Consider the following 23,499-nt stretch of genomic DNA (forward strand, 5'->3'; position numbering starts at 1 on the left):
CAGGCGCGCGTCGGTCGGCAGCGCCAGCACGCGCCGCATGTCCTCGCGCAGGCCGCGCGGCACGTCGAGCTCCTGGCGGAAGCCCGGCGCGACGAGCCACGCGTGCAGGTGACGCCGGGCGAAGACGTCCGTCGACGAGAACATCCCGAAGCCGCCGCCGCTCCACGGCGAGAGGTCCGCGTGGTGCGCGAGCCAGATCTGGGTCAGCGCGACCGCGCATAGCAAGAACGCAGGAAGTCGGGTCGGCGAGAGCGCTGGCATGCGCGAGCCCGAGGTCACGCGGAGCTAGTAGCCCGGCGGCGGCTCCACGGCGACGTAGCGGACCTCGCCGGCGGTGACCGCTTCGATGTACCAGGTGCTGCCGCAGCGGTAGTACACCGTGCCGTTCACCTCGGTCTGGAAGAAGTTGCAGGCCGGCTGCTGCTGCATGGTGCTGAACGCCGAGTAGGTGATCGCGGTGCCCGTCGTGATCACGATCCAGGTGCCCGAGTGCCAGTCGAACTCGTCGTCGTCGTGGACGTGGACCTCGTCCCAGTCGTAGTTCTCCCAGTAGTCCTGGCGATCCTCGCGCGCGTTGTCGAGGTGCTGCTGCCAGTCCTCGCGCGCCTCGTCGCGACTCGTATCGCGCTGGTTCATGCGATCGGAGGCGGCGTCCTGGCGTTGTTGCTGGCGATCGCCGGCGGCCTGGCCGCGATCGCCGGTGCCGCCCGCGCCGGGACGGGTCGTCGGCGCGCCCGGCCGGGTGGTCCCCGCGCCGGGTTGCGTCGAAGGCGCGACCGGACGCCCGGTCGATGGCTGGTTCGCGCCGTAGTCGCGCGTGCCCGCGCCGTAGTCGCGCGACGACGGGCGCGTCGCCGAGGAATAGCCGCGGCTGGGACTGCGCGATCGCTGCATCGAGCCGAGACCTCCGGACGCGGGGCTCGACCGCGAGATGGAGCGACCGCCGCCCCCGAAGCCTCCGCCTCCGCGACCGCCGCCGCCGCCCCCGCGACCGCCGCCGCCGCGCGCGAACACCTCGGTCGCCACGAAGGCCAGGAAGCCGAGCGCGAGCAGCACGGCCCCGAGCCCCCACCACCGTCGGCGCGCGTCCATCATCGCGGCGGCTCTCCGGTCGTCCCGGCCGGCGTGCGCTTCGGCAGCACGAAGGGCACGGCGCGCGCGCCCTTCGGCGCGTCGAAATGGAAGGCCGAGTCCTTGATCTTCGTCTTGAGGTCCCACTCGCGGAAGTCGGCCCGGAACTGCGGCCGGCCGCGCGCGTCCTCGAAGGTCATCACCATCCGACGCGGAAGCGCGTCGCCCTCGCGCGGGATCCACAGCTGCACGCCGATGCCGTCGCCGTACTGGAAGGCGATGTGATCGAGCTCGACGCCGTCGAGCACCTCCTCGTCGACGAAGGTGGCGGTCGTCACGTTCTCGAGCAGCAGCGCGCGCAGATCGAGCGAGAACAGCGGCGCGAGCGGCAGCTTCATGCCGACTTCGTCGCGCAGGAAGTCCATGACCGCGTCGATGTTGCCGCTCTGCGCCACCGCCGCGAAGACGTTGCGGTCCGAGTCGTAGACGGTGAGCTGCTTGCCGTCGTAGGTCCAGAGGCGGTCGTTGCCCGCGCGGTCCGCACCCTCGACGCGCAGCCGGTCCGGCCGACGCAGGAGCAGGTTCGCCGACTTGCCGAACGAGAAGGTCTCGCCGTCGGATTGGAGGGCGTCGTACTCCTCGTCGACACTCAGTCGCAAGGTCTGCGCCTCCGTCAGCGCCTTCACCATCTTCCGCAGCACGTCGACGGCGTCGGGATCGAGCGCCTCGTCGGGAGCGGTCGCTCCACCGGGTGCCGGCGGCGCGACCGGCGACGCGCTCTCGGAACCGGACGGCGCGGGCGCGGCCGACTTCTCCTCGGCGCCCGCGACGGGCCACGCGAGCCAGGCCGCAGCCACTGCCGCGAGCGCGATCGCGGCCCATCCAGCGCTTCCCCTTCGCATGCGGTCGGATCCTATCGCGCGATCGCGCGTGCAACTCGCGCGCACATCCTCGCTCCGATCGGGCCCCGGCGTCCAGCCCCCCTGCGCAGGCGGGAATTCGCAGCCGAGGGAGGGCTCACCTAGTGTTCGCGAGGGCTTGTCGAGGAAGCGTCATGGGCACGACCGCTTCGCTGGATCCGGATCCGTCGCGCCTCGACGTGATCTCGCCCGCACACTATGCGGCGAACGGCTACCCGTTCCGCGAGTGGGCGTGGCTCCGCCGCAACGACCCCGTGCACTGGACCGAGCACGCCGACTACGAGCCCTTCTGGTCGATCGCGAAGCACGCCGACGTCACCTGGCTCTCGACCCAGCCGCGCGTCTTCCTCAACGCGCCGCGCCTCGCCGCCTTCAACAAGAACGTGCCGCCGCCGCCGGAGCAGACGAGCCGCCATCTGCTCAACATGGATCCGCCGGACCACGGCCGGTACCGCAACGTCTCGAGCAAGCAGTTCACGCCGCGCGCGGTGGGCGCGCTCGAGGAGAAGGTCGAGCGCATCACGCGCGAGGTGCTCGACGCGGCGGCCGCGCAGGGCGGCGGCGACTTCGTGCGCGACGTCTCGGCGCCGATCACGATCGCGGTGATCGCGGAGATGCTCGGCGTGCCGGAGAGCGACCGCGCCCTGCTCTTCCGCTGGACCAACGAGGTGATCGCGCCGGAGGATCCCGAGTACCAGCGCGAGGGGTCCGCCGAGAAGACGATCGAGGGCGCGCGCATCGAGCTCTTCCAGTACTTCGACGCGATGTCGCGCGAGCGGCGGCGGCAGCCGCGCGAGGACATCGTGAGCGTCGTCGCGAACGGCCAGGTCGAGGGCAAGCCCCTCGACCCGGTCGAGCTCCTCTCCTACTACCTGCTGCTCGTCGTGGCCGGCAACGAGACCACGCGCAACGCGATGACGGGCGGCCTCCTCGCCTTCCTCGACCATCCGGCCGAGTGGGAGAAGCTCCGCCGCAATCCGGCGCTCCTCGACACGGCCGTCGAAGAGACGGTGCGCTGGACGACGCCCGTGATCCAGTTCGCACGCACGGCGACGCGCGACTACGCGCTGCGCGGCAAGACCATCCGCACGGGCCAGGCGGTCTGCCTGTTCTACCCGTCGGCCAACCGCGACGAGGACGTCTTTCCGGATCCGTTCGCCTTCCGGATCGATCGCGACCCGAATCCGCACATCGGCTTCGGGATGGGCGAGCACCTGTGCCTGGGCTCGCACTTGGCCCGGCTCGAGCTGCACCATGCCTTCGGGCAGCTGGCCCGGCGCCTCGAGCACTGCGAGCTCGCGGGCCCCGTGGAGCGCGTGCGGTCGAGCTTCGTCGGCGGCATCAAGCACGCGCCGATGCGCTGGCGGATCAGGGCAACTTCGCCTTGAGCTGGGTGGCGTCCTGCTGCAGGACGGCCGGCCCGTCGTAGATCGCTTCCCAGCACGCATCGCCGGTCGCCTGGAGCTGCGCGCGCAGCGGCAGTGCGATCGACGAGGGCGACGGCAGGGCGAGGTTCGCGCCCCGTCCCTTCGCGGCGAGCTTCGTGCCGCCGCCGAGCTTCGCCTTCAAGAGCAGGCGCGCGAGCCCGGTCGGAACACCCGCGGGGTCGCGATACAGGAAGCCCGAGCCCGCCTTCGCGCGCCAGCAGCTCGCCGCGCCGCAGGTGGCGCCCGCCGGCGCGTCGCTGCGAAGGACGAGCCCGCCCGCTCCGTCGTACATGCAGAGCGCGTAGTCGTCGCTGGTGAGCGGATCGCCGAAGGCCCCCGGCGCGGCGCCCGGGCGCTTCCACTTCCACACGAACGCATCGCCGGTCGCGACCGGCGCCTTGCGCATGCGGAGCGTCGAACGCATCCCGGCGGCAGCGCCGTCGCACGTCGTGCGCGGGCCGAGGACGCAGGCGGCCGAGCTCGGATCGCAGTGCTGGCAGGTCGGGCACGAGAGCGGCACGCCACGACAGGAGCCGCCGCTGCACGCGTCGCCCAGCGTACAGGCGTCCCCGTCGTCGCACGGCGCCGTGTTGCTCGTGAAGACGCAGCCCTGCGCCGGAACGCACGCGTCGTCGGTGCAGGGATTGCCGTCGTTGCAGACGAGCGACGTCCCCGGAACGCACGTGCCGGTCGCGGGGTTGCAGGTCTCGGCTCCGTTGCAGGCGTTGCCGTCCCCGCACACGATCGGCGTGCCCGGACGGCATCCGGTGGCCGGCGCGCACGTCTCGACGCCGTCGCAGGGGTTGCCGTTGTTGCACGCGAGCGGAGTGCCCGGGACGCACGTCCCCGTGGCCGCGTTGCAGGTCTCGACGCCGTTGCACGCGTTGCCGTCGCTGCAGACGACCGGCGTGCCGTGCACGCACAGGCCGTTCGGGCCGCAGGTCTCGACGCCGTTGCACGGATTCCCGTCGTCGCAGTCGGCCGGCGTCGTGCAGTTGCCGCCGCAGGCGTTCTCGGGCGTCACGTCGGCGGGGAACTGCCCGAGCAGCGACGCGGCGGCCCAATGCCCGGCGAAGTAGTCGACGACGTGGATCTGGGTCGTGCAGGCGCCAGTCGCGGTGAGGTCGCTCGAGGTCGCGAACGCGACGAACCACTGTCCGAGGTTCCCCGCCGGCCGGCCGGTCACGGTGCCGAGCCCCGTGATCTGGTAGAGCACCGTGGTCGTCTGGTCGAGGACGAACAGGCGCGCGCCGGCGGTGGCGTTCTGCAGCGGGTCGCCGTCGCACACGAACGCGACGCGCGTGCCGTCGGGATCGAGCGCCGGATCGCTGCAATTGCCGAACAGCGAGGTCGCGGTGACGTGCTCCACGATCGGCGACTGCGGATCGGTGACCGCGATGCGATAGACCTGACGCCCGGGCTCGCCGCTCGTGCCTGGAAGGTCGGTCGCGAGCGAATCGAACACGACGGCGCGCGGCGTATCGCCGACCACCGGGTTCCGGCTCGCGCCGTTGCCGTCGGTCAACTGCCGCAGCGTCGAGACGTGCGTGGTGCGGTCGTAGTCGGCCCAGAAGATCTGGGGGACGCCCGTGTCGGCGCCGCTCCCGAGGATGTCGGCGCTCGACTCGAACGCGATGCCGCCACCCCCCTCGTTCGGAATCGCGCTCCGGCTCGGGCCCTGCGGCACGACGCTCGCCGGCCCCGGGCCGAGGCTCAGCTGGCGCATGACGTTCGTGGTCCGCTCGAAGAGGTAGACCTGTGAGGCCCCGCTCGGATTCGGGAAGCCGGCGAGCATCGCGGTCGACTCGAAGACGACCACGCCCGCGATGCCGGAGAGCGACGGATGCGTGCTGTCGCCGTCGCCGGCCGCCGTCACCTGGACGAGCTCGCTCGTCGACAGATGGCGCATGAAGACCTGCCGGCGTGCCGCCGGCGCACCGGCGTTCGCGTTGTACGAGCCGAGCGCATCGAACGCCACCCACACGTCGCGCTCGTTCGTGCTGCCCGACGGCGGCTTCGAGACGCTCGGGTTCGCGGGCGCCCCGACGCCGTTGCTCGCCTGGATGAGGAAGGGCGTGCCGGCGGGCGGGCACGGCGTCGTCGGCAGCGTCGTGCCCTGGGCGCAGTCGTAGTAGGCGATGTTGAAGACGAACACCTGTGGGCCCGGAACGCGCGCGGCGCCGATGCCGGCGAGGTCCTCGGTCGACACGAACGCGATCCAGTTGCCCCACGCGGTGCCCGACGAGGTCTGGTGCGCGGGACCGCTCGTGAGGCGCAGGGCGCCCGGCGACTCCTGATGGAGCGCGTACGCAGGCGACGAAAGAACGGCCGCCAGGAGCAGGACGACGCTCGCGCGCATCGGTCCTCAATGCATCGCCCCGCGAGGCGGCAGCGTCAAGGGAAATGTGCGCGTTGCCAACCCGCCCCGCGTCGTCTACACGCGAGCATGGGGAGGTGGTGATGATGCGGACGATGCTCGGGCTCACGATGCTGCTCGCGTGCTTCGCCGCGGTCGCGGACGCGGTGGTGCTCTGCGCGACCAAGAAGGGCGCGGTGAAGCTGCGCGAGGCGTGCAAGCCCAAGGAGACGGCGATCGATCCGGTCGCGCTCGGTCTCGAGGGGCCGAAGGGCGACAAGGGGGACTCGGGCGCGCCGGGACCCCCCGGGGCGGGCCTCATCACGCTGGGCCAGACGGTAGGGAACGTCCCGCTCGGCGCGACTCTGACGGCGGTCGCCGCCACGAACGCGGCCGACGCGCCGGCGGCCTCGGGAGGCGCGTGGTACGGGCCCATCACGAACCCGGCGACCACGACCGTGTTCCAGGTGACGGCGCACGTCGTGACGAATGCCGCGACCGGTACGCTCGAATGCGTGCTCGAGCGCTCGATCAACGGCGGCGGCTACGTGACGATCGCCATCGCCGACTCTCCGTTCACGGAACTCTTCCTCAACGACGCGTTCCCCGCGTTCGTGGTCGGCGACACGTACAACGTACGGGTCTCGTGCCTGGTGTTCCCCGGATCGCGTTCGGCGACGTTCGCCGACATCGGCGTGGTCGCCTCGGTTCGCGGCCTCACCTAGCGCAGTCACCCGAGCAGCGGCCCGCCGCCCCCGCCGCTCTCGCGCAGCTTGTACTTCTCCACCCGCTGCGTCGGCGTCTTCGGGAGCGCGTCGCGGAACTCCCACAGGCGCGGCACCTGGAACTTCGCCAGCCGCTCGGCCGCGAACGCCCGCAGCTCGTCGGCGGACACCGGCGCGCTGGTCACGACGAAGGCCTTGATCTCCTGCCCGAGCACCGGGTCGGGCACTCCGATCACGGCGACCTCGGTCACCTTCGGGTGCTCGCGGAGCGTCTTCTCGACCAGGACCGACGACACGTTCTCGCCGCCGCGCCGGATGACGTCGCGCTTGCGATCGACGAAGTAGAGCCAGCCGTCCTCGTCGAGCCAGCCGAGATCGCCCGAATGGAACCACCCGTCGCGGAGCGCCTTCGCCGTCTCCTCCGGGTCCTTGTAGTAGGCGGCCATCATCGCCGGCGACTTCACGGCGATCTCCCCGACCGCGCGCGGCGCGAGCGGGCGGCCCGCGTCATCGACGACGCGGATCTCGACGCCGGGCACGGCGGGCCCGCATGATCCGGGGCGCGGCGTCGCGCCGAGCGGCTCGATCGTGACGACGCCCGCGTCGGTCGAGCCGAAGCATTCGAGCACCGCCTGCACGCCGAAGCGCTCGACGACGCGCTCCCGGATCGGCGCCGCGCCGAGGCCGAGGATGACGCGCAGGGGATTCCGCCGCTCCAGATCCGAGGGCTCGCGCGTCAGCAGCATCGCCAGCACCGTGCCGAGCGTGTACACGACCGTCGCGCGCACCTCGTGCACGAGGGGCCAGAACTCGCTCGCGCTGAACTGCTTCGCGAAGGCCGCCGTGCCTCCCGCGTAGAGCGCCGTCGTCACGGCGCCCCAGGCGTTGCCGTGGAAGAGCGGTGTCACCGCGAGGATCGTGTCGTCGGGCGTGAGGCCGAGCCGTTCGATGAAGTGCGTGCCGCTCGTGCCCGTCCGCGAGTGGGTGAAGAGGACGCCCTTCGGCTTGCCGGTCGTGCCGGAGGTGTAGAGGAGCGTCGAGTAGTCGCCGGGCCCGATGCGCGCGGCGGGCGGCGTCTCGTCGGCCAGATGGGCGCCCTCCACGAGCGCGGCGCCGAGCACCGTCGCGCGGCCGAGCGCGCGCAGCTTCTCGTCGCTCCCCGCATCGGTCACGACGACGCGCGGGTCGGCGTGATCGAGCACGTACGAGAGCTCCGCGGCCCCGAGGGCCGGGTTCACGGGATTGAGGATCGCACCCGCCTTCAGGACCCCGATCGCGGCCACGACGTAGTCGATCGCGTTGCCGTGCGCGAGGGTCACGCGGTCGCCCTTCACGACCCCGCGCGCCGCGAGCGCGTTCGCGGCGCGGTTCGTCAGGCGGTCGAACTCCGCGTACGAGACGCTGCGGCCCGCGTGGCGCAGGAACGGCCGCGCGCCACGATCCCGCACGTGGCCGGCGAGCACCTCGAGGAGCATGGGAGCGTTCTACGCGAGCGCGCCGCCGTCGGCGAGGAGGCCGACCCCGTTCACCATGCGGGCGTCGTCCGAGGCGAGGAACGCGATCACGCGCGCGATGTCGATCGGATCCGCCATGTTCCCGAGCTTCGGCGGCGCCGAGTAGTTGATGAGGTTCTGCTCCAGATCGTCGCGCCGCACGAACATCTTCGCGATGAGCGGCGTGCGGACGCCCCCCGGGCACACGCAGTTGAAGCGCAGGTCGCGCGACGCGAACTCGAGCGCGAGCGTGCGGGTGAAGTTGAGGAGCCCCGCCTTCGAGGCGGCGTAGGCCGCCGCATACGCCGTCCCGCGCACGCCGGCGGTGGACGATACGTTCACCACGCTGCCGACCGGCGGCTTCAAGAGGTGGGGCAGCGCCGCCCGGATGGTGTGGAAGGGTCCGGTGAGGTTCACGGCGATCGTGCGCTGCCAGGTCGCCTCGTCGATCTCCTCGAAGCGCGAGAAGCCGCCGATGCCGGCGACGTTCGCGAGCACGGAGAGTCCCCCGAAGGTCGCCACGCACTTCGCGACCGCCGCGTCGACCGACGCCGTATCGGCGACGTCGCAGTGCGTGCCGTCCGCCGTGCCGCCTTCGCCGCGGACGTGCGTGATCGTGGCCGCGAGGCCGTCGCGATCGACGTCGACGCCGAAGACGTGGGCGCCCTCGGCGGCGAATAGCTGCGCGGTGGCGCGGCCGATGCCCGATCCGGCGCCCGTGACGAACGCTACGCGGTCCTTGAACCTCATCGCCAGGCCTCCACCACCTCGCCGACGGGCGCGATCGTCGCGAGCAATCTGAGAGTGTGTTGCATGACGGCGTCGACGTAATCGTCGGGCGTTCCCGCGACGGCCTCGCGCGGGATCACCACCTGGTAGCCGGCGTTCACCGCCTCGATCGTCATCGCCAGGACGCCGACGTTGACCGACACGCCGGTCGCGACGACGGTCCGGACGCCGAGGTTGCGCAGCAGCTGGTCCAGCTCCGTGCCGTGGAACGGGCTGATGCCGTGGTAGCGCGCCAGCACGTAGTCGCTCTCGACCGGCGCCAGCTCCGCGACCGGCTTCCATTGAGCCGAGCCCGGCAGGAGACCGGGTCCCGACGACTTCTTGGTCGCGGCGAGGAGCAGGCAGTTCACGACCGCGCCGCCGCCGTCGGGCCGTCGCGCCATCGTGCAGTGGAAGGCCGGGACCTTCGCGAGCCGCGCCGCGGCGAGGACGCGCGCGATCTGTCCGACGGTGCCGTGGCGCGCGACGGCCTCGCCGAGCGCGCCGAGCTTTCCGGCGCCGCCGATGATCCCCTCCTGACACTCCATCATGAGGAGCGCCGTCGTACGGGGATCGAGGAGCGCCTTCAGGTCGACCGGCACGTCCGCGCCGGCGCTCAGAGATTGTAGAGACGCCGCGGGTTCGTCTCGAGGATCTTCTTCTTCGCCGAGGACGACAGGTCGGTCCGCTCGGCCACGATCTTCACCGTGTCCGGGAACGCGCAGTCCCAGTGGTAGTAGTCCGACGCGTACGCGACGACGTCCTCGCCGAGCCGCTTCACCACCCACGACGCGTCGGGCTCGCCCGGATCCATGCCGATGAAGCAGCGGCCCGACAGAAAGTACTCGGACGGCTTGCGGTCGATGTTCGGCGCCTGCTCTGGCGTCAGCTCCCAGTGCTCGTCGAGCCGCTCGAGCCAGAACGGGAGCCAGCCCGTGTTGGCTTCGAGGAAGGCCACGCGCAGCTTCGGGAAGCGGTGCAGGATGCCGCCCACCGTGAACGCCATGACGGCGGCCATCTGTCCGACCGGGTGGGTGAACGCGTGCACCTCGAGGCGCGTTTTCCAGCGGTCGACGCCGAGCGGCACCTGGTCGATCGCCTGCCCGCCGCCGTGCACGCACACGGCGACACCCAGGTCCTGCGCCGTCTTCCACACGACGTCGAAGCTCGGGTGATCCAGGTTGCGCTCGCGGATGTGCTGCGGCGTCACCATGCCGACCATGCCGTGCTCGCCGACGCACCGGCGCAGCTCGGCCGCCGCCGCCTCGGCGTCGATCATCGGCAGCTTCGCGACCGACTTCAGGCGCTTCGGATCGTAGCGCAGGAACTCCGCACGCGCGTCGTTGAGCGTCCGGCAGAGCGCGACCGCGAAGCCGCGATCGAGCCCGGCCCACTCCTCGCCCGCGCCGCCCGGGAACATCACCGTCTGGTCGATGCCTTCGAGGTCCATGTCCTCGAGGCGCGCCTTCGGATCCGTCATGCCCGCGCGCTGGCCCGCGTCGGTGTGCGCCTTGCCCTTGGTCTCCTTCACGCCGACGCCGACGAGGTTGGCGAACTGCTTGGCGATCTTCGCCTTGCGCTCCTCCCACTTGGGCTGGAACTCGGCGGGAATGCGCGCCTGCCAGTCGGGCAGGTCGCCGCCGTGCCCGTCTGCGTCGATGACGTGATAGCCGAACTTTCCCATGGTCGTTTCTCCTAAAGCTGGAATACGCCGCGCGCGAGGTGCCCGTGGTGGAGGTCGTCGAGCGCGCGCTGGAAGTCGTCGAGCGCGTAGTGGCTCGTGATGAGCTCGTCGATCTTGAGGCGCCCCGCGAGATAGAGGTCCGCCAGCATCGCGAAGTCCTTGCGCGGTCGCGCCGCACCGTAGCGGCAGCCGAGGATGGCCTTGTTGTTGTAGATGGTGTGAACCGGGAACTCGAACTTCGAGCCGAGCTTCGGCACGCCGACGATGACGAGCGTGCCGCCGGGCGCGAGCGCATCGAGCGCCGTCTGGATGAGCCCGAGGTTGCCGACGCACTCGAAGCTGTAGTCGGCGCCGCCGCGCGTGAGATCGCGTACCTTCTCGAGCGCGTTCTCCTTGCCGCCGTCGATCACGTCCGTCGCCCCGAACGTCCGCGCGAGCTCGAGCTTCTGCGGGTTCACGTCGACGGCGATGATGCGTGAGGCCCCCGCGAGGACGCCGCCCTGCACGCAGTTGAGCCCGATGCCCCCGACCCCGAAGACCACCATGCTCGAGCCGGGCTCGACCCGGGCGCGGTTCAGCACCGCACCGACGCCCGTCATGATGCCGCACCCGATGAGACACGCGCGATCGAACGGCACCTTCGGATCGAACGGGATCGCCGACTGCTCGCGCACGAGCGTCAGCTCCGTGAAGGTGGACGTGTTGGCGAACTGGAAGGCCGGCTTGCCGCCGACGAAGAACGGCACCGAGTCCTTCGGGGACGGGGCGTTCCGGCACTGGGTCGGACGCGACGACTCGCACGCGACGCAGCGCCCGCAGTGCGCGAGGGTGGAGAGGATGACGGTATCGCCCTCCTTGAGGCTCGTCACACCCGAGCCGATCGACTCGACGACGCCCGCCCCCTCGTGTCCGAGCACGACCGGCACCGGATACGGGATCGTGCCGTCGAGAACGCTCACGTCGGAGTGGCACAGGCCCGCCGCCTTGATGGTAACGCGCACCTCGCCGTGCCCGGGCTCCTTCACCCGGACGTCCTCGATCGAAACGGGCTTCCCGTTCCCGAAGTAGACGGCTGCCTTCACGCCTTGTTCCCGATCCGGAGCACGCGGCCCGGCGTGCCCTTCCGGAGCTCTCCGTTCTCGACGATCGTCTGGCCGTTGACGATCACGCGCACGACACCCTCGGGCTTCACCTGCCAGCGTGCCTCGCCCCCCGGCATGTCGTTCACGAGACCCTTCTTGCCGAGGCGGAGCTTCGCGGGATCGAAGAGCATCACGTCGGCGTGATAGCCGCGAGCGAGCAGGCCGCGCAGCGGGATGCCGCAGATCATCGCCGGCAGATGCGTGATGCGGCGCACGCCCTCTTCCAACGTGTAGTGCTGGCGGTCGAGGACCCACGAGCGCAGGAAGTAGGTCGACCACTCGGCGCCGTCGTCACGGTCGGCGTGCGCGCCGCCGTCGCCCGTGCCGACGATCATGTGCGGGTTCCTCTGCGACTCGCCGTTGGCGGCGATCCACTCCGGACCCTCGGAGTTGTAGACGAGCTGCGTGTCGAGCCCGTCGGCGACGACGAGATCGCACATGATCTCGACGGGATGCACGCCCTTCGCCTTGGCGAGCTCGCCGAGGCTTTTCCCTTCGGCCGCCCGGTTGGAGGGCGACTTGTCGACGAACACCTGCGTCTGGCGCGGCGGGGGCAGCGTCGAGCCGCGCTTCGCATCGGTGTTGGGTGCGTCCCAGTCGGCCGCGAGCTTCTTGCGGAAGCCCTGGTCCTTGAACGCCGCGAGCCGCTGCTCCGCCGTCATGTCGGAGAGCTCGCGCCACGCGAAGCAGCCCTCGAAGAGCGACGTCCCGCGGCGCCAGTTGAATGGACGCATGAACGGCTGCGAGCGGAGCATCGAGTACACGGCCGCGCCCTTGGCGCGCGCATCGTTCAAGAAACCGACCTGGTCGTCCCACCTCTCCTTCTGCCCGGGACGATACCCCATGCCCTGGACGACGACGGGCAGGCCCGAGGCGAGCGCGAGGTCGACGATGCGCTGGCGGTCGTCGGCGGTATAGCCCTGGACGGCCGTCTCGGCGAGGTAGCCGATGCTGCCCGCCCCGCCCTCGCCGGCCGCGGCCGCGAGCGTCTTGATCTCCTCGAACGACGCCTTCCGCGACGGAACCGGGCGCTTCAGGTGATCGACGTGGGTCGGCGACTTCGACGACGTGAACCCGGCCGCGCCCGCCCGCATGGCGTCGCGGACGAGCGTCGCCATCTGCTGGATCTCGGCCGCCGTCGCCTCGCGCTCGGAGGCCGCCTCGCCCATGACGTAGCGGCGGATCGCCGAGTGGCCGACGTAGATGCCGACGTTGACGCCGAGCCGGCGATCGAGCACGTCGAGCAGCTGCGGGAAGCTGTCCCAGTCCCACGGCAACCCCTGCTCGAGCACCGACGGCGTCATACCCTCGACCTGCGCGAAGAGCTTCATCACCCACTCGCGGTCGCCGGGCTTGCAGGGCGCGATCGAATAACCGCAGTTGCCCGCGATGACCGACGTGACGCCGTGGAAGCACGACGACGTGGCGTGCCCCTCGAAGGTCACCTGCGGATCGTAGTGCGTGTGCGCGTCGACGATGCCGGGCATGACGACGAGCCCGTCGGCGTCGATCGTCTCCTTGGCGCCCGAGAGGCGCCCGATGTCCGTGATCGTCCCGTTCTTGATGCCGACGTCGGCCACCCGCTTGGGCAGGCCGGAGCCGTCCACCACCGTGCCGTTCTTGATGATCGTATCGAAGCTCATGCCGTCCACCCGATGTATTTGCGTTCGCTGTACGCGTCGATCGCATACAGGCCGCCGTCGCGCCCGATGCCCGAGAGCTTGTAGCCGCCGAACGGGGCATCGGGATTCATGCCGCCGGAGTTGTTCACCTGGATCGTGCCGGTGCGCAGCGCCCGGGCGACGCGCAGGCCGCGCGCGCTGTCGCCGGTCCACACGTAGCCGTAGAGACCGTAGTCCGAATCGTTCGCGAGCGCGATCGCCTGCGCCTCGTCGTCGAACGGGATCGCGGTCACGACCGGGCCGAAGATCTCCTCGCGCGCGATCGTCATGGCGTTGGTGGCGTGCGTGAAGAGTGTCGGCTCGACGTAGTAGCCCTTCGGCAGGTGCGCGGGCCGCTTGCCGCCGCAGGCAAGCGTCGCGCCCTCGTCGAGGCCGCTCTTGATGAAGCGCTCGACGCGATCGCGCTGGGCCGCGGAGACGAGCGGGCCCATCACCGTGCCCGGCTCGCGTGGATCGCCGATCTTCACGCGCCCTGCCATGGCGACCATGGCCTGCGTGAACTCGTCGTAGATCGACCGCTCGACGAGCAGGCGCGTCCCCGCGATGCAGATCTGCCCCGAGTGGAACGTCCACACCTGGGTCGCGCCGCGCAGGGCCTTCTCGCGATCCGCGTCGGCGAACACGATCTGCGGCGACTTGCCGCCGAGCTCGAGGAGCGTGCGCTTCAAGCGCCGCGACGCTACCTCCTGGATCTTCAGGCCGACGCCCGTACTGCCCGTGAACGAGATCATGTCGACGTCGGGCGCGGCCACGAGCGCCTCGCCGACCTCCGGTCCCGATCCGCATACGAAGTTCACCACGCCGGGAGGCAGGACCTCGTTCACGATCCGGCACAGCTCGGCGACGCCCAGGGGATCCACGGGCGCCGGCTTCACGACCACGGTGTTGCCGCACGCGAGCGCGGGGCCGATCTTGCCGGCGCAGTTGGTCATCGGGAAGTTCGAGGGCGTGATGCACGCGACCACGCCCAGCGGCTCGTGGACGGCGATCCCCGCCTGCACCGTCGCGCCCATCTCGCGCGGCGGGAACGTCTCCTGGGGCAGGCGCGCAGCCAGGTCGGCGTACTTCTCGAGCCGCAGCGGCACGGCGCCCACCTGCTGCGCCTCGGCGACGCCGCGCACGGCGCCCGTCTCGGCGATCGTGAGATCGACGAGCGACCTCATCTCGTCGCGGAACTTCTTCGCCGCCCGGGCGAGCAGCGCGCCGCGCTCGACTCCGGAGAGACGGGACCACGGTCCGAACGCCGCGCGGGCCGCTCGCGCCGCCGCCTCGACCTGTGCGACCGAGCACTGCGGCGCGCGCCCGGCGACCTCCTCGGTCGCCGGGTCGACGATCGGATAGGTGCCGCCCTCGGCGGGCACCCACGTGCCGCCGATCAACACCTTGTCGTAGACGGAAACACCCATCGTGCGGACGACGGCTCACGCCGCCTTGGACTTCACCTGTGCCTGCCGCTGCCGGGTCGTGCTGTGGACGGGATCCCTGTCGAACTTCGGAAGCACGTGCTTCCCGAACGTTTCGATCGAATCCCGCACGTACTTCTGGTCGAGCGTCAACGTCAACGGGGCGTAGATCAGCTGGTCGACGCCCAGCTCCTCGTACATCCGGATGACGGCGGCGATCTCCTCGGGCGAGCCGATCTGGCGTCCGCCGTTCGCGAGCCCCGCCTTCAGCTGGTCGGGGGTCGGGTCGGGAACGTTGATCGGCGCTGGCGCGGGCGGCATGCCGGCCGGACGCGGAATGGAGTCGAGCCAGTGGAAGAACCACGAGGTGAAGTAGCCGACCTTCGCCTGTGAGAAGATCCGGCGTGCCTCGTCGCCGTCGGGCAGGCAGAACATCTGCGTCGTGACGGCGATGTTGTCGTTGACGTAGCCGCCGATCGGCTTCTTGCAGCGCTTGATCGCGTCCTTGTAGCCGCGCACGAGCGTCGCGATCTCGTTGGGCGTGCCGAAGGTGAAGCAGAGGGCGCCCAGGCCGAGCTCGCCCGCCTCGATGAACGTCGGCGGGCTCGAGCAGGCGACCCACATCGGCGGATGGGGCCGCGTGTAGGGCTTCGGCAGCACGTTGCGCTTCGGCATCCGGAAGTACTTGCCCTCGAACTCGTAGGGCTCGTCCAGCCACATGCGCGGGATCTGCTCGAGCGACTCGCGCCACATGGGCTTGGTTTCCGCCGCCGACGGGATCGCGAAGCCGCCCCACTCCGCCGACGACGAGCCGCGGCCGGTCCCGAACTCGACGCGGCCCTTCGAGAGATGGTCCATGGTCGCGATCCGCTCGGCCACGCGCGCCGGATGGTTCACGGCGGCGGTGATGTTCGTGATCGCCGTGCCGACGTGGATCTGCTTGGTCTGCGCCGCGACGAACGAGAGGAAGACCTCGGGCGCCGGCTGGTGCGAGTAGTTCTGCAGGAAGTGGTGCTCGGGCGACCAGTCGTACTTGAAGCCCACCTGGTCGCACAGGATCGCGATGTCGACCTCGCGGTGGTAGCGGGAATGCTCGTCGTCCCACTCCGGACAGTGCATCTGCGAGAAGATCCCGAACTCCATGGCGCCTCCTTCTGGTCGCGGCTTCGCAGCCCTGTTCGGATGGTCGAATTAGCATTCGAAGTTTTGGGTTGTCAACTCGTTTTTTCGATGCTAGATCCCAGGCGTGGCGCGAAAGCCCCGCGAGGAGGCCCGCAAGGCCCGCAACGACGTCTACCGCCAGCACATCCTCGAAGCCGCCGAGCAGGTCTTCGCGGACAAGGGCTTCGAGGCCGCGAAGCTGCAGGACATCTCGACCCGCGCCGGCCTCTCGATGGGGACCATCTACGCGATCTTCCCCGGCAAGACGGAGCTCTTCACCGCCCTCCTCGAAGAGCGCGGCCAGGAGATCCTGCAGCTCGTGCGCGAGATCGTCGCCGGGGACAACCCGGCCCGCCAGACGCTCGATCGCCTGATCGAGGGCTTCATCGGCTATTTCGCCGATCACCCGGATTTCCTCCGCATGCACCTGCGCTCCGGCGTCTCGTGGGCGCTCGGCCCCGCCCTCGCGACGGCGAGCCAGGTGCAGTGCTGGCAGGACATCCATCGCGAGCAGGCCGAGATCTTCCGGCGCGGCACGCGTGCCGGCGAGTTCATCGACGAGGATCCCGACTACCTCGCGAAGCTCTTCACGGTGATGGACCAGGTGCTCATGGCCGACTGGGTCGCCGGCGGCATGAAGACCGACCGCGCGCAGCTCGGTCAACGGCTGCGCGCGCAGGTGGAGCGCAGCTTCTACCAGACGCCGGCCCGTCCCGCCGCGCGCGCCGCGCGCTGACGCGGCGGATCGTTTCGCGTCGGCTGTAGCCAAACGACCCGGCCGGTCTGCCGATGGCCGGAACGAAAGGGCGGCATTCCGCAGCGCTGCCGCGGGCACGTGCATTGCTCTCCGCCGCGCCATGCATCGCGCCGACAAAGCCGTTCTCGTCGTCGACCGCAGCCAGAGCTGGTGCCAGTACGTTGCCGACGCGCTGGTGGCCGCCGGCTATCACGTCGACTGGACCGTCGATCCGCACACGTCCGTCGACCTGCTCGACCCGGGACGCCACGCGCTCGCGATCGTCGATGCCGACCTCGGCGCGCTGCGCGCCGCCGATCTGGTCGCCGCCTTCCGCCGTCGCGACCCGTCGCTGCGGGTGGTCCTGACGTCGGGCACGGCCGCCGCCGAACACGCCGACGACGCGCAGACGATCGGCGCGTTCTTCTCGCCGAAGCTCTTCCGCCCGCAGGCGCTGCTCTCGCTCGTCGCGGCGTGCCTGTCCTGCGCCGGCTGAGCCGCGCCATGACCTACCAGGACCGTACGGGTCCGGTGTCGAGGTGGACGAACCCGCTGCGCGGGTAGTAGCCGACGCCGCCCGCACCCATCGCGAGCGCGGCCCTGCGGAGCGTGCGCAGATCGCGGTCGGGCAGGAACACGTCTGCGGCGCGTCCCGTGAGATGGTAGCTGTTGGACGCGACGCTGTGGCTGTGCAGGCGCTTCAGCGCGTTCGTCTCGGCCGAGCGGTAACCGCACACGAGCTGGTAGGCTTCGCGAGTTCCGAGCCTGGTGCGCAGGGCGAAGAGCTGGTCGAGTAGCCGCGGATCGATGGCGCACTCCTCGCCGGTGCGATGATCGCGGCAGAGGCGGTTCACCTCGCTCAACGCCTCGCGCTGGTAGCAGCCTTCGGCGAAGTACTCGACGGTCAGGTACTCGCCGGTGTTGATTGAATAGAGCGACAGCGCCCGCTCGTCCCAATTGCTCGCGGCGGCCCGCCCGGGGCCCACGAGTGCCCCGATGGCGAAGCCACTCGCGAGCCGCAGTATGTCGCGACGGCTCCGCAAGGTGACCGCAGCCATGCCCCCTCCCCAGACGTGACGATGTGCGGCCCTCTTACACGGGGAGCGCTCGCGCGCTCAACCCCCTGGACGCACTTTTTTTCGCGTCGCGATCAGGGCTCGGCGGTCTCGACCCGCTCGCTCACCGGCTCGACGGCGTGGCCCGCGAGGGCCTCGGAGAGTCGATGGTCGCGGCCGTACGGATCGTCGACGAAGTGCATGCGGCCATCGGCGTCGACCCACGCCGTCTCGTACATGAGATGGGCGGGGATCGGGTGTGCGAGCGTGATGGTCGTCGTGTTCCAACCGGACAGGATCCGCTCGCGACGCGCCTCGCTCCAGCCTTGCGCGCCGTCGAGCAGATGATCGGCCAGGCCGAGCGCGTCGCCGACCCGCACGCAGCCGTGGGAGAGCGTGCGCTGCTCCTTGGCGAACAGGCGCTTCGAGTTCGTGTCGTGGAGATAGACGCCGAACACGTTCGGGACCAGGAACTTGACGCGCCCGAGCGGGTTCTGTGGTCCCGGCGCCTGCCGGAGGCGGAACGAGGCCGCGCCTCGCGCGCCGGACCAGTCGAGCTTCTCGGGATCGTCTCCCGCGGCCCTGGGCTGCCAGCCCCCGATCAGGTGGATCCCCTGGCGCTCGAAGTAGGCTTTGTCGCGCTGCACCTTGGGCAGGAGCTCCTTGCGCGCGATCTTGTCCGGCACCGTCCAGGTGGGGTTGAAGATGACGTGCGTGATGGCGCTGCTGAACATGGGCGTCATCTTGTCGGTCTCCCCGACGATGACCGGCATCTCCATGACCGGCGTGCCGTCCTCGTCGATGAGGCGCAGCCGGGCGGCGGCGATGTTCACCACGATGCGCGGGTTGCCGAGCTCGTCGGGGACCCAGCGCCAGCGCTCCATGTTGACGATGATCTGCTGGATGCGCTCGGCGATTCCGACGTTCAGAGCGGCGCGCCCGCGCGGACCGACGACGCCGTCGGGCGCGAGGCCGTGACAGTCCTGGAACCGCTTCATCGCGGCGACGAGGTTCGCGTCGTAGTGCCGTGACCCGTGGTCGGGGCCGGGAGCGAGGTCGCCGCTCGCGATCAGGCGTGCGCGCAGCGCCGGCACCGCCGCGTCGTTGTTTCCGGGTCGGATGGTCGGCCCATCGGGGACGGTCGGCCAGCGCTTTCCATCGGCGAACGCGGCCCGGTACGAGGCCAGCGCGGCGCGAAGTCCCCGATACGCAGCATGCTTCGGGGGGAGATCCTCCAGGGCGGGGCTCGGATCCGGCAGGGCGGCGATGGAACGCACGAGCGGCACCGGATCGGGCGCGGGATCGAGCGCCACCTCGGCCGTAACGTGGCTCGGGCGGCTGTGGCCGTAGCGGACGTCGTACGCGTAGCGCAGCAAGCCGTCCGAGACGAGCAGGTCGAGCGCGGCCATGCCCTCCGCCGACTCGCTGTGCGTGCGCGCGATGATCGCCGCGACGTGATACGTGGCGGGATCGAGTCCTTCGTCGTTCGCCGCGGCGAGAATTTTTGTCACGGCCTCGACACGGCCCTGCCAAAGGGCTGACCCCGACCGGCCCTCGTACAGGGCCCAGACCTGGGACGCGTTCAAGGTGACACCGTCGACGACGAGCGGGTCCCCGCTCGCGAGGAGGGCATTCACCGCCGACGCCACCGCGGAATCGGAGGCTGCGCCGGCGCGGGCGGGCATTCCCAGGCCGACGAGGAGCAGGATGGCGAGGATGGGTAGGCGAAGTGTCGGCGACATGACGGGCGCAGGGGCGCCCGAAGCGAATGCACGCCTCGTGCCGACCCGGCTGGACCTCACGATTTCCTCTGTTTCTACTTCACGGCGAGCGGATTGAGCGGCGATCCAACGCCACCCGTCACCCGGAGCGGCGGTGCGGTGAACAGGCATTCCCAGACGCCGTCCGCTGCGCAGTCGGCGGCGAGCGCCTCGAAGTCGAACATCTCCCCGAGCGTCAGTCCCATGTCGCGAATGCAGATCGCGTGGAATGGGAAAAGGACGGTCGGGTCCTCGGGCGGATAGACCTCGACCATGTTCGTGTCACTCGCCACGGCCGCGATCTCGCGCGCGTGGAGCCACTCGATGGTTTCGACGCCGAGCCCGGGCATCTGCTTCATGTAATAGACACGTTCGCCGTACACAGTGAAGACGCGCATGTAGCCGGTACGGACGAGGAGCACGTCGCCGCGCTCGACCCGGCTACCCTGCCGCTTCTCCGCCGCCTCGAGGTCGGCCGGGGAGATGACCTGGCCCGGTCCGAGCGACTCGACGCCCTTCAGCCGCGCCACGTCGAGCAGCACGCCGCGCGAGATGATTCCGGCCGACATCTTGTCGATGCCGTTGCGCTCCGCGCCCGACGGCGTGATCGCGGACGCGGCGTGTCCGTTGTAGAGCTGGCCGCCATAGTGGACGTGCGCGAGGCTGTCCCACTGGGTCGCGCACTGCAGCGGCATGACGATCACGTCGTCGGCGTAGCGCGGCCCGGCGGGATCGGGCGTCATCTGACCGTGCGTCGAGGTCATGATGTGCAGGGGGTTCACGCGGCCGGCCTGCCCGAACTGCGGGCCCTCGGCGCCGAAGGTGAGCCCGAGGCTGAAGACCTGCCCCCGCCGCACGCATCCCGCCGCTCGCCGGACGACCTCGGGCGTGATGAAGTTCACGGTTCCCCGTTCGTCGTCGGCGCCCCAACGCCCCCAGTTCGAGACCTTGCGGGCGAGCTCCGTCAGCGCCGGCGTCATGTCGCGCGTCCGTTAGCACGACGACCCTCGGGGTGCACGAGCGTCATTGGGCGGGGGCGAAGCGGAGACCGCCCGCCGTACGGACGATGCGCTTCTCGATGGGTGGCGATTCCTTCGTGACGAGGTTGCCGGCGGGATCCTTGAACGTGTCGCGCCGTATGAAGCGCACGAAGGCCTCGTCGCCGGACGTCCTGATGTCGAGCACGGTCACGTCGACGTCGAGGTCCTGGACGGTCCGGAAGTAGGAGCGCAGCGACTCGACCTGGCTCGGTGACGACACCTGCCCGATCGTGCGGAGCGCTTCGGGGTCGCGCGCCCGCCACGCCGCTGCGTAGCGATCGAGGAGCGCGCGCACCTCCTGGGAGCTGATGCCGCCGGCGGCTCTCGTGGCAGGCGGCGGCGCGGTCGTCGTCGTGACCGGCGCCGTGGTCGTCGTGGTCGGGCGCGTCGACGACGTGCTGGTCGTCGTCGGGGCGCGCGTGGTCGAGGTCGTGGACGGCCGCGTCGTGGTGGGTGCCCGTGTGGTCGACGTGGTCGAGGGCCGGCTCGTGGTCGGCGCCCGTGTGGACGTCGTCGTGGAGGTGGTCGCGCGTCGGGTCGACGAGCTGGTGGACGTCGTCGTCTCCGTGGACGACGTGGTCGACGTCGGCACGGTGGTGGGAACGAGCGACGTGGACGAGGGCTCGGTCGAGGCGGAGGCGCCGCTCGTCGACGACGTGGTCGTGGTCGGCGCCTGGGTCGTGGAGCTCGAGCTCGTCGACGACGTCGTCGACGTGGACGACGACGTGCTCGTCGACGTGGTCGTCGTCGAGCTGCTGCTCGTCGAGGTGGTCGCGATCGCCGCCGTCGTGCTGGTCGTCGTGCTCGACGTGGTCGAGCTCGTCGTGGGCTCGGTCGACGTCGACGGGGAGGACGTCGTCATCCCGGCCGGGACGTCGATCGTAACGTCCCAGCTCCGGCCGACGCGTCCATCCGGGCCCTCGATGGCGACGGCGACGCGGTGGGTGCCGGCGAGCTCGACCGTCGCGTCGAGCGTCCAGCTCCGGCGCTCGCCGACGGGAAGGTCGTCGAACGTCCAACGATATAGGAGGCCCTCGCCCCCGGCCCACACCGCAAACTGCTTGCGGGTGCCTGCACGGACATGAACCGAGGTCTGGTCGGGCACGACGTCGTAGACTTCCAGCTCGCCGACGAGCCGGGCCCCACCCGGGTGCGCGGAGCCGATGGCGAGCGCCATGGCCACCCCGACCACCACCCCCGCCCCTGGATGCCCCACCCGCACGTTTCGGAGTATAACCCGGGATGGTGCGGTCGCTATACCTCGCCCTTGCCATCGGCTTGGCCATCGCCGGTTCCGCTGCCCGCGCACAGGGTGTCGACCCGTGCGACCTGCCCGACGGAACCATGTGCGCCGACGACGGCGACCCCTGCACGACCGACCTGTGCATGGCCGGCGCGTGCGTCCATCACTCCGTGCCGAGCCGCATCACCTGCGAGCCCGTGCTCGACGCCTACCGGCGCGCCGTGGAGCTCGGGGCGATGGTCGCGGAGCTGCAGGAGCTCGTCGCCACGAGCCAGCTCCCCGAGGGACCGCGCGTCACGATCATGAGCACGCTCGAGATCGTCGGCGGTGATCTCGCGACCACGTCCGACGCGCTGGCGGGACGCATTCCGCTGCCGCTCCCCGCCAACGGCTCGACCGTGGCCCAGATCCGCGCGCGGGCCGGGCTCGAGCTCGTCGCCGGCACGTCGCCCCTGGTACGTCCGCTGGCGCGCGCGCTGGCGAAGCCGGTCCCCGACCTGGCACGCCGCGCCCGTTTTCTGTATCGGAGCACGAATCAGCTGAAACGCGAGCTGCGACGAATCCAACGGGTCTCCGGCGTCTTCGTACGCTAGCCGAAGGAGAGAGCATGCGTCGATCCATCCTCCCCATCATCACCGCCATCGCCCTGCTCGCCGCACCCGGGCTCGCCGGGGCGCGCTCGCTCGAGCGCAAGCTCAGCGACGCCTCCCAGACCGTCGGCATCGCGCCGACGTCGGCCTTCGACGCCTTCGCCGACAACATCGCCGATTTCGCAGCCCGCGCCCTGCCCATCACCTCGGCGTCGGCGGGCTTCACCTATCGGTACAACCCGACCCTGGAAGTCTTCGAGCGGACGTCGGAGACGCTGGGTCCGGTCTTCCTCGAGCGCCCCGACACCCTCGGCCGGAACAAGTTCAACGTGAGCGTCAGCTTCCAGTACGTCGAATTCAACGAATTCGACGGCACGCAGCTCACGCGCCTCCAGAACAACGACCCCATCGTCACGACCGCCTTCGACGCCGGCGGCAACCAGATCGGCTTCCGCGCCCAGACCCTGCGCTACAGCCTGGCGCTCCAGAACTACGTGACCACCGTCAGCTTCACCTGGGGCGTGCTCGACGACCTCGACCTCAACATCCTCCTGCCGATCATCGCCACCAACATGCGCCTCGGCGTGCATGCGCAGGAGGTGGCGACGGCGGGTCTCGACGGCGTGTTCACGCCGTCGACCGGGCCGGAGCGCGTCGGCTACGAGAACGGCAATCCGGTCGGCGTCGGCGACATCCTGCTGCGCGCGAAGTATCAGCTCCCGCGCCTCGACTGGCTGCGCTCGGCCGCGGGGCTCGTGCTCCGCCTGCCCTCCGGCAGCCATGGCAACTTCCAGGGCACGGGTGACGTCGAGGTGTCGCCCTTCCTCTATCTCTCGACCGTACTGTGGGATCGTGTCGAGCCGACCATGAACCTCGGCATCGACTATGACGCCAGCAACGTGTCGAAGAGCGCGGCGAGCTACGGCATCGGCGTCGACGTCGACATCACCAAGCGCATCAACTTCAACCTCGCCTACCTCGGGCGCAGCCAGTTCGAAGGCACCGCGGAGCCCGACGACACCTCGTTCCTGCACCTGAGCAACGGCCAGACGGTGAGCGAGCCCCTGCTCGGCCTCAACTTCGGTCGCAAGGACACCTCCGACCTCTCGTTCGGCATCCGCGTCGTCGTGTGGGGCAACGTGATGCTCTACGCGAACGGCATTTACGCGCTGAACGACCAGGGCCTACGCAACGACACCGTCATCCCGGCGGGGGGCATCGAGGGCACGTTCTAGCGCTCGAC

At 70.4% G+C, this 23,499-nt stretch carries 23 protein-coding genes; 7 read left to right on the plus strand and 16 right to left on the minus strand.

The features are described 5' to 3' along the window. The 3 genes from VMS22_08100 to VMS22_08110 form a co-directional block, all read right to left on the minus strand. Positions 1–279: hypothetical protein (locus VMS22_08100; GenBank protein ID HXJ33991.1), on the minus strand; the 279-nt coding region annotated here is incomplete at its 3' end. 6 nt (positions 280–285) lie between these two features. Continuing rightward, complete coding sequence (locus VMS22_08105) at positions 286–1,095, minus strand: hypothetical protein (protein HXJ33992.1); 810 nt, start codon at positions 1,093–1,095, stop codon at positions 286–288. Next, a complete protein-coding gene (locus tag VMS22_08110) occupies positions 1,092–1,973 on the minus strand; it encodes a DUF2092 domain-containing protein (GenBank protein HXJ33993.1) in 882 nt (293 codons plus the stop codon). Before VMS22_08110 ends, VMS22_08105 begins: the two co-directional genes overlap by 4 nt. A gap of 152 nt (positions 1,974–2,125) precedes the next feature. Here VMS22_08110 and VMS22_08115 point away from each other — a divergent pair, with 152 nt between their 5' ends. Beyond that, on the plus strand, positions 2,126–3,379 hold the full coding sequence (locus tag VMS22_08115; GenBank protein ID HXJ33994.1) for a cytochrome P450: 1,254 nt from the start codon (positions 2,126–2,128) through the stop codon (positions 3,377–3,379). Here VMS22_08115 and VMS22_08120 read toward each other — a convergent pair. Beyond that, on the minus strand, positions 3,360–5,777 hold the full coding sequence (locus VMS22_08120; protein HXJ33995.1) for a hypothetical protein: 2,418 nt from the start codon (positions 5,775–5,777) through the stop codon (positions 3,360–3,362). The two genes, VMS22_08115 and VMS22_08120, sit on opposite strands and share 20 nt — an antisense overlap. Before the next feature lie 104 nt (positions 5,778–5,881). Here VMS22_08120 and VMS22_08125 point away from each other — a divergent pair, with 104 nt between their 5' ends. Continuing rightward, positions 5,882–6,499 carry a hypothetical protein gene (locus VMS22_08125; GenBank protein ID HXJ33996.1) on the plus strand — a complete coding sequence of 206 codons (618 nt, stop codon included), beginning with the start codon at positions 5,882–5,884 and terminating at the stop codon, positions 6,497–6,499. Between the two features lie 5 nt (positions 6,500–6,504). On the opposite strand, the gene VMS22_08130 is transcribed toward VMS22_08125, so the two are convergent. Genes VMS22_08130 through VMS22_08165 form a run of 8 tightly spaced genes read right to left on the minus strand, consistent with a single transcriptional unit; the run spans position 6,505 to position 15,814 of the window. Beyond that, on the minus strand, positions 6,505–7,974 hold the full coding sequence (locus VMS22_08130) for an AMP-binding protein (GenBank protein ID HXJ33997.1): 1,470 nt from the start codon (positions 7,972–7,974) through the stop codon (positions 6,505–6,507). A 9-nt stretch (positions 7,975–7,983) separates the two neighbouring features. Then, on the minus strand, positions 7,984–8,742 hold the full coding sequence (locus VMS22_08135; GenBank protein ID HXJ33998.1) for an SDR family oxidoreductase: 759 nt from the start codon (positions 8,740–8,742) through the stop codon (positions 7,984–7,986). Continuing rightward, a complete protein-coding gene (locus VMS22_08140; GenBank protein HXJ33999.1) occupies positions 8,739–9,362 on the minus strand; it encodes an isochorismatase family protein in 624 nt (207 codons plus the stop codon). The genes VMS22_08135 and VMS22_08140 overlap by 4 nt, the downstream gene beginning before the upstream one ends. A gap of 14 nt (positions 9,363–9,376) precedes the next feature. After that, entirely contained in the window at positions 9,377–10,444 is a 1,068-nt protein-coding gene (locus VMS22_08145; GenBank protein HXJ34000.1) for an amidohydrolase family protein, read from the minus strand. 11 nt (positions 10,445–10,455) lie between these two features. Further along, entirely contained in the window at positions 10,456–11,526 is a 1,071-nt protein-coding gene (locus VMS22_08150; GenBank protein ID HXJ34001.1) for a Zn-dependent alcohol dehydrogenase, read from the minus strand. Further along, positions 11,523–13,229: an amidohydrolase family protein gene (locus VMS22_08155; protein HXJ34002.1), complete on the minus strand. Its 1,707-nt coding sequence runs from the start codon at positions 13,227–13,229 to the stop codon at positions 11,523–11,525. The genes VMS22_08150 and VMS22_08155 overlap by 4 nt, the downstream gene beginning before the upstream one ends. Next, positions 13,226–14,674: an aldehyde dehydrogenase family protein gene (locus VMS22_08160; protein HXJ34003.1), complete on the minus strand. Its 1,449-nt coding sequence runs from the start codon at positions 14,672–14,674 to the stop codon at positions 13,226–13,228. The genes VMS22_08155 and VMS22_08160 overlap by 4 nt, the downstream gene beginning before the upstream one ends. A 15-nt stretch (positions 14,675–14,689) precedes the next feature. Next, the gene (locus VMS22_08165; GenBank protein ID HXJ34004.1) at positions 14,690–15,814 is read right to left on the minus strand and encodes an LLM class flavin-dependent oxidoreductase; all 1,125 of its coding nucleotides are present in this window, start codon (positions 15,812–15,814) and stop codon (positions 14,690–14,692) included. 103 nt (positions 15,815–15,917) lie between these two features. Here VMS22_08165 and VMS22_08170 point away from each other — a divergent pair, with 103 nt between their 5' ends. After that, complete coding sequence (locus tag VMS22_08170; GenBank protein ID HXJ34005.1) at positions 15,918–16,568, plus strand: TetR family transcriptional regulator; 651 nt, start codon at positions 15,918–15,920, stop codon at positions 16,566–16,568. 121 nt (positions 16,569–16,689) lie between these two features. Then, entirely contained in the window at positions 16,690–17,064 is a 375-nt protein-coding gene (locus VMS22_08175) for a response regulator (protein HXJ34006.1), read from the plus strand. A 13-nt stretch (positions 17,065–17,077) separates the two neighbouring features. On the opposite strand, the gene VMS22_08180 is transcribed toward VMS22_08175, so the two are convergent. From VMS22_08180 to VMS22_08195, 4 genes are all read right to left on the minus strand, one after another. Continuing rightward, positions 17,078–17,626: a DUF882 domain-containing protein gene (locus VMS22_08180; protein HXJ34007.1), complete on the minus strand. Its 549-nt coding sequence runs from the start codon at positions 17,624–17,626 to the stop codon at positions 17,078–17,080. A gap of 92 nt (positions 17,627–17,718) precedes the next feature. Then, positions 17,719–19,365: a L,D-transpeptidase family protein gene (locus tag VMS22_08185; GenBank protein ID HXJ34008.1), complete on the minus strand. Its 1,647-nt coding sequence runs from the start codon at positions 19,363–19,365 to the stop codon at positions 17,719–17,721. A gap of 74 nt (positions 19,366–19,439) precedes the next feature. Then, positions 19,440–20,363: a cyclase family protein gene (locus VMS22_08190; GenBank protein ID HXJ34009.1), complete on the minus strand. Its 924-nt coding sequence runs from the start codon at positions 20,361–20,363 to the stop codon at positions 19,440–19,442. Positions 20,364–20,406: 43 nt separating this feature from the next. Further along, entirely contained in the window at positions 20,407–20,718 is a 312-nt protein-coding gene (locus VMS22_08195; protein ID HXJ34010.1) for a hypothetical protein, read from the minus strand. A gap of 13 nt (positions 20,719–20,731) precedes the next feature. On the opposite strand from VMS22_08195, the gene VMS22_08200 reads away from it, so the two are divergent. The 3 genes from VMS22_08200 to VMS22_08210 all read left to right on the plus strand — a co-directional run bounded on the left by VMS22_08200 (position 20,732) and on the right by VMS22_08210 (position 23,491). Then, positions 20,732–21,508: a hypothetical protein gene (locus tag VMS22_08200; protein HXJ34011.1), complete on the plus strand. Its 777-nt coding sequence runs from the start codon at positions 20,732–20,734 to the stop codon at positions 21,506–21,508. 157 nt (positions 21,509–21,665) lie between these two features. Further along, positions 21,666–22,259, plus strand: a complete 594-nt coding sequence (locus VMS22_08205) for a hypothetical protein (protein HXJ34012.1) — start codon at positions 21,666–21,668, stop codon at positions 22,257–22,259. A gap of 14 nt (positions 22,260–22,273) precedes the next feature. Next, positions 22,274–23,491, plus strand: a complete 1,218-nt coding sequence (locus tag VMS22_08210) for a hypothetical protein (GenBank protein ID HXJ34013.1) — start codon at positions 22,274–22,276, stop codon at positions 23,489–23,491. The last annotated feature ends 8 nt before the right edge of the window (positions 23,492–23,499 follow it).

It is taken from the genome of Candidatus Eisenbacteria bacterium, assembly GCA_035577985.1.
GTDB lineage: Bacteria > Desulfobacterota > Binatia > DP-6 > DP-6 > DATJZY01.

What these genes read in the sequence shown, in the direction of transcription:
- VMS22_08105 (HXJ33992.1), bottom strand. Translation starts at nt 1,095, where the DNA reads ATGATGGACGCGCGCCGACGGTGGTGGGGGCTCGGGGCCGTGCTGCTC.
- VMS22_08110 (HXJ33993.1), bottom strand. Translation starts at nt 1,973, where the DNA reads ATGCGAAGGGGAAGCGCTGGATGGGCCGCGATCGCGCTCGCGGCAGTG.
- VMS22_08115 (HXJ33994.1), top strand. Translation starts at nt 2,126, where the DNA reads ATGGGCACGACCGCTTCGCTGGATCCGGATCCGTCGCGCCTCGACGTG.
- VMS22_08120 (HXJ33995.1), bottom strand. Translation starts at nt 5,777, where the DNA reads ATGCGCGCGAGCGTCGTCCTGCTCCTGGCGGCCGTTCTTTCGTCGCCT.
- VMS22_08125 (HXJ33996.1), top strand. Translation starts at nt 5,882, where the DNA reads ATGCGGACGATGCTCGGGCTCACGATGCTGCTCGCGTGCTTCGCCGCG.
- VMS22_08130 (HXJ33997.1), bottom strand. Translation starts at nt 7,974, where the DNA reads ATGCTCCTCGAGGTGCTCGCCGGCCACGTGCGGGATCGTGGCGCGCGG.
- VMS22_08135 (HXJ33998.1), bottom strand. Translation starts at nt 8,742, where the DNA reads ATGAGGTTCAAGGACCGCGTAGCGTTCGTCACGGGCGCCGGATCGGGC.
- VMS22_08145 (HXJ34000.1), bottom strand. Translation starts at nt 10,444, where the DNA reads ATGGGAAAGTTCGGCTATCACGTCATCGACGCAGACGGGCACGGCGGC.
- VMS22_08155 (HXJ34002.1), bottom strand. Translation starts at nt 13,229, where the DNA reads ATGAGCTTCGATACGATCATCAAGAACGGCACGGTGGTGGACGGCTCC.
- VMS22_08160 (HXJ34003.1), bottom strand. Translation starts at nt 14,674, where the DNA reads ATGGGTGTTTCCGTCTACGACAAGGTGTTGATCGGCGGCACGTGGGTG.
- VMS22_08165 (HXJ34004.1), bottom strand. Translation starts at nt 15,814, where the DNA reads ATGGAGTTCGGGATCTTCTCGCAGATGCACTGTCCGGAGTGGGACGAC.
- VMS22_08175 (HXJ34006.1), top strand. Translation starts at nt 16,690, where the DNA reads ATGCATCGCGCCGACAAAGCCGTTCTCGTCGTCGACCGCAGCCAGAGC.
- VMS22_08180 (HXJ34007.1), bottom strand. Translation starts at nt 17,626, where the DNA reads ATGGCTGCGGTCACCTTGCGGAGCCGTCGCGACATACTGCGGCTCGCG.
- VMS22_08185 (HXJ34008.1), bottom strand. Translation starts at nt 19,365, where the DNA reads ATGTCGCCGACACTTCGCCTACCCATCCTCGCCATCCTGCTCCTCGTC.
- VMS22_08190 (HXJ34009.1), bottom strand. Translation starts at nt 20,363, where the DNA reads ATGACGCCGGCGCTGACGGAGCTCGCCCGCAAGGTCTCGAACTGGGGG.
- VMS22_08200 (HXJ34011.1), top strand. Translation starts at nt 20,732, where the DNA reads ATGCCGCCGGCGGCTCTCGTGGCAGGCGGCGGCGCGGTCGTCGTCGTG.
- VMS22_08205 (HXJ34012.1), top strand. Translation starts at nt 21,666, where the DNA reads ATGGTGCGGTCGCTATACCTCGCCCTTGCCATCGGCTTGGCCATCGCC.
- VMS22_08210 (HXJ34013.1), top strand. Translation starts at nt 22,274, where the DNA reads ATGCGTCGATCCATCCTCCCCATCATCACCGCCATCGCCCTGCTCGCC.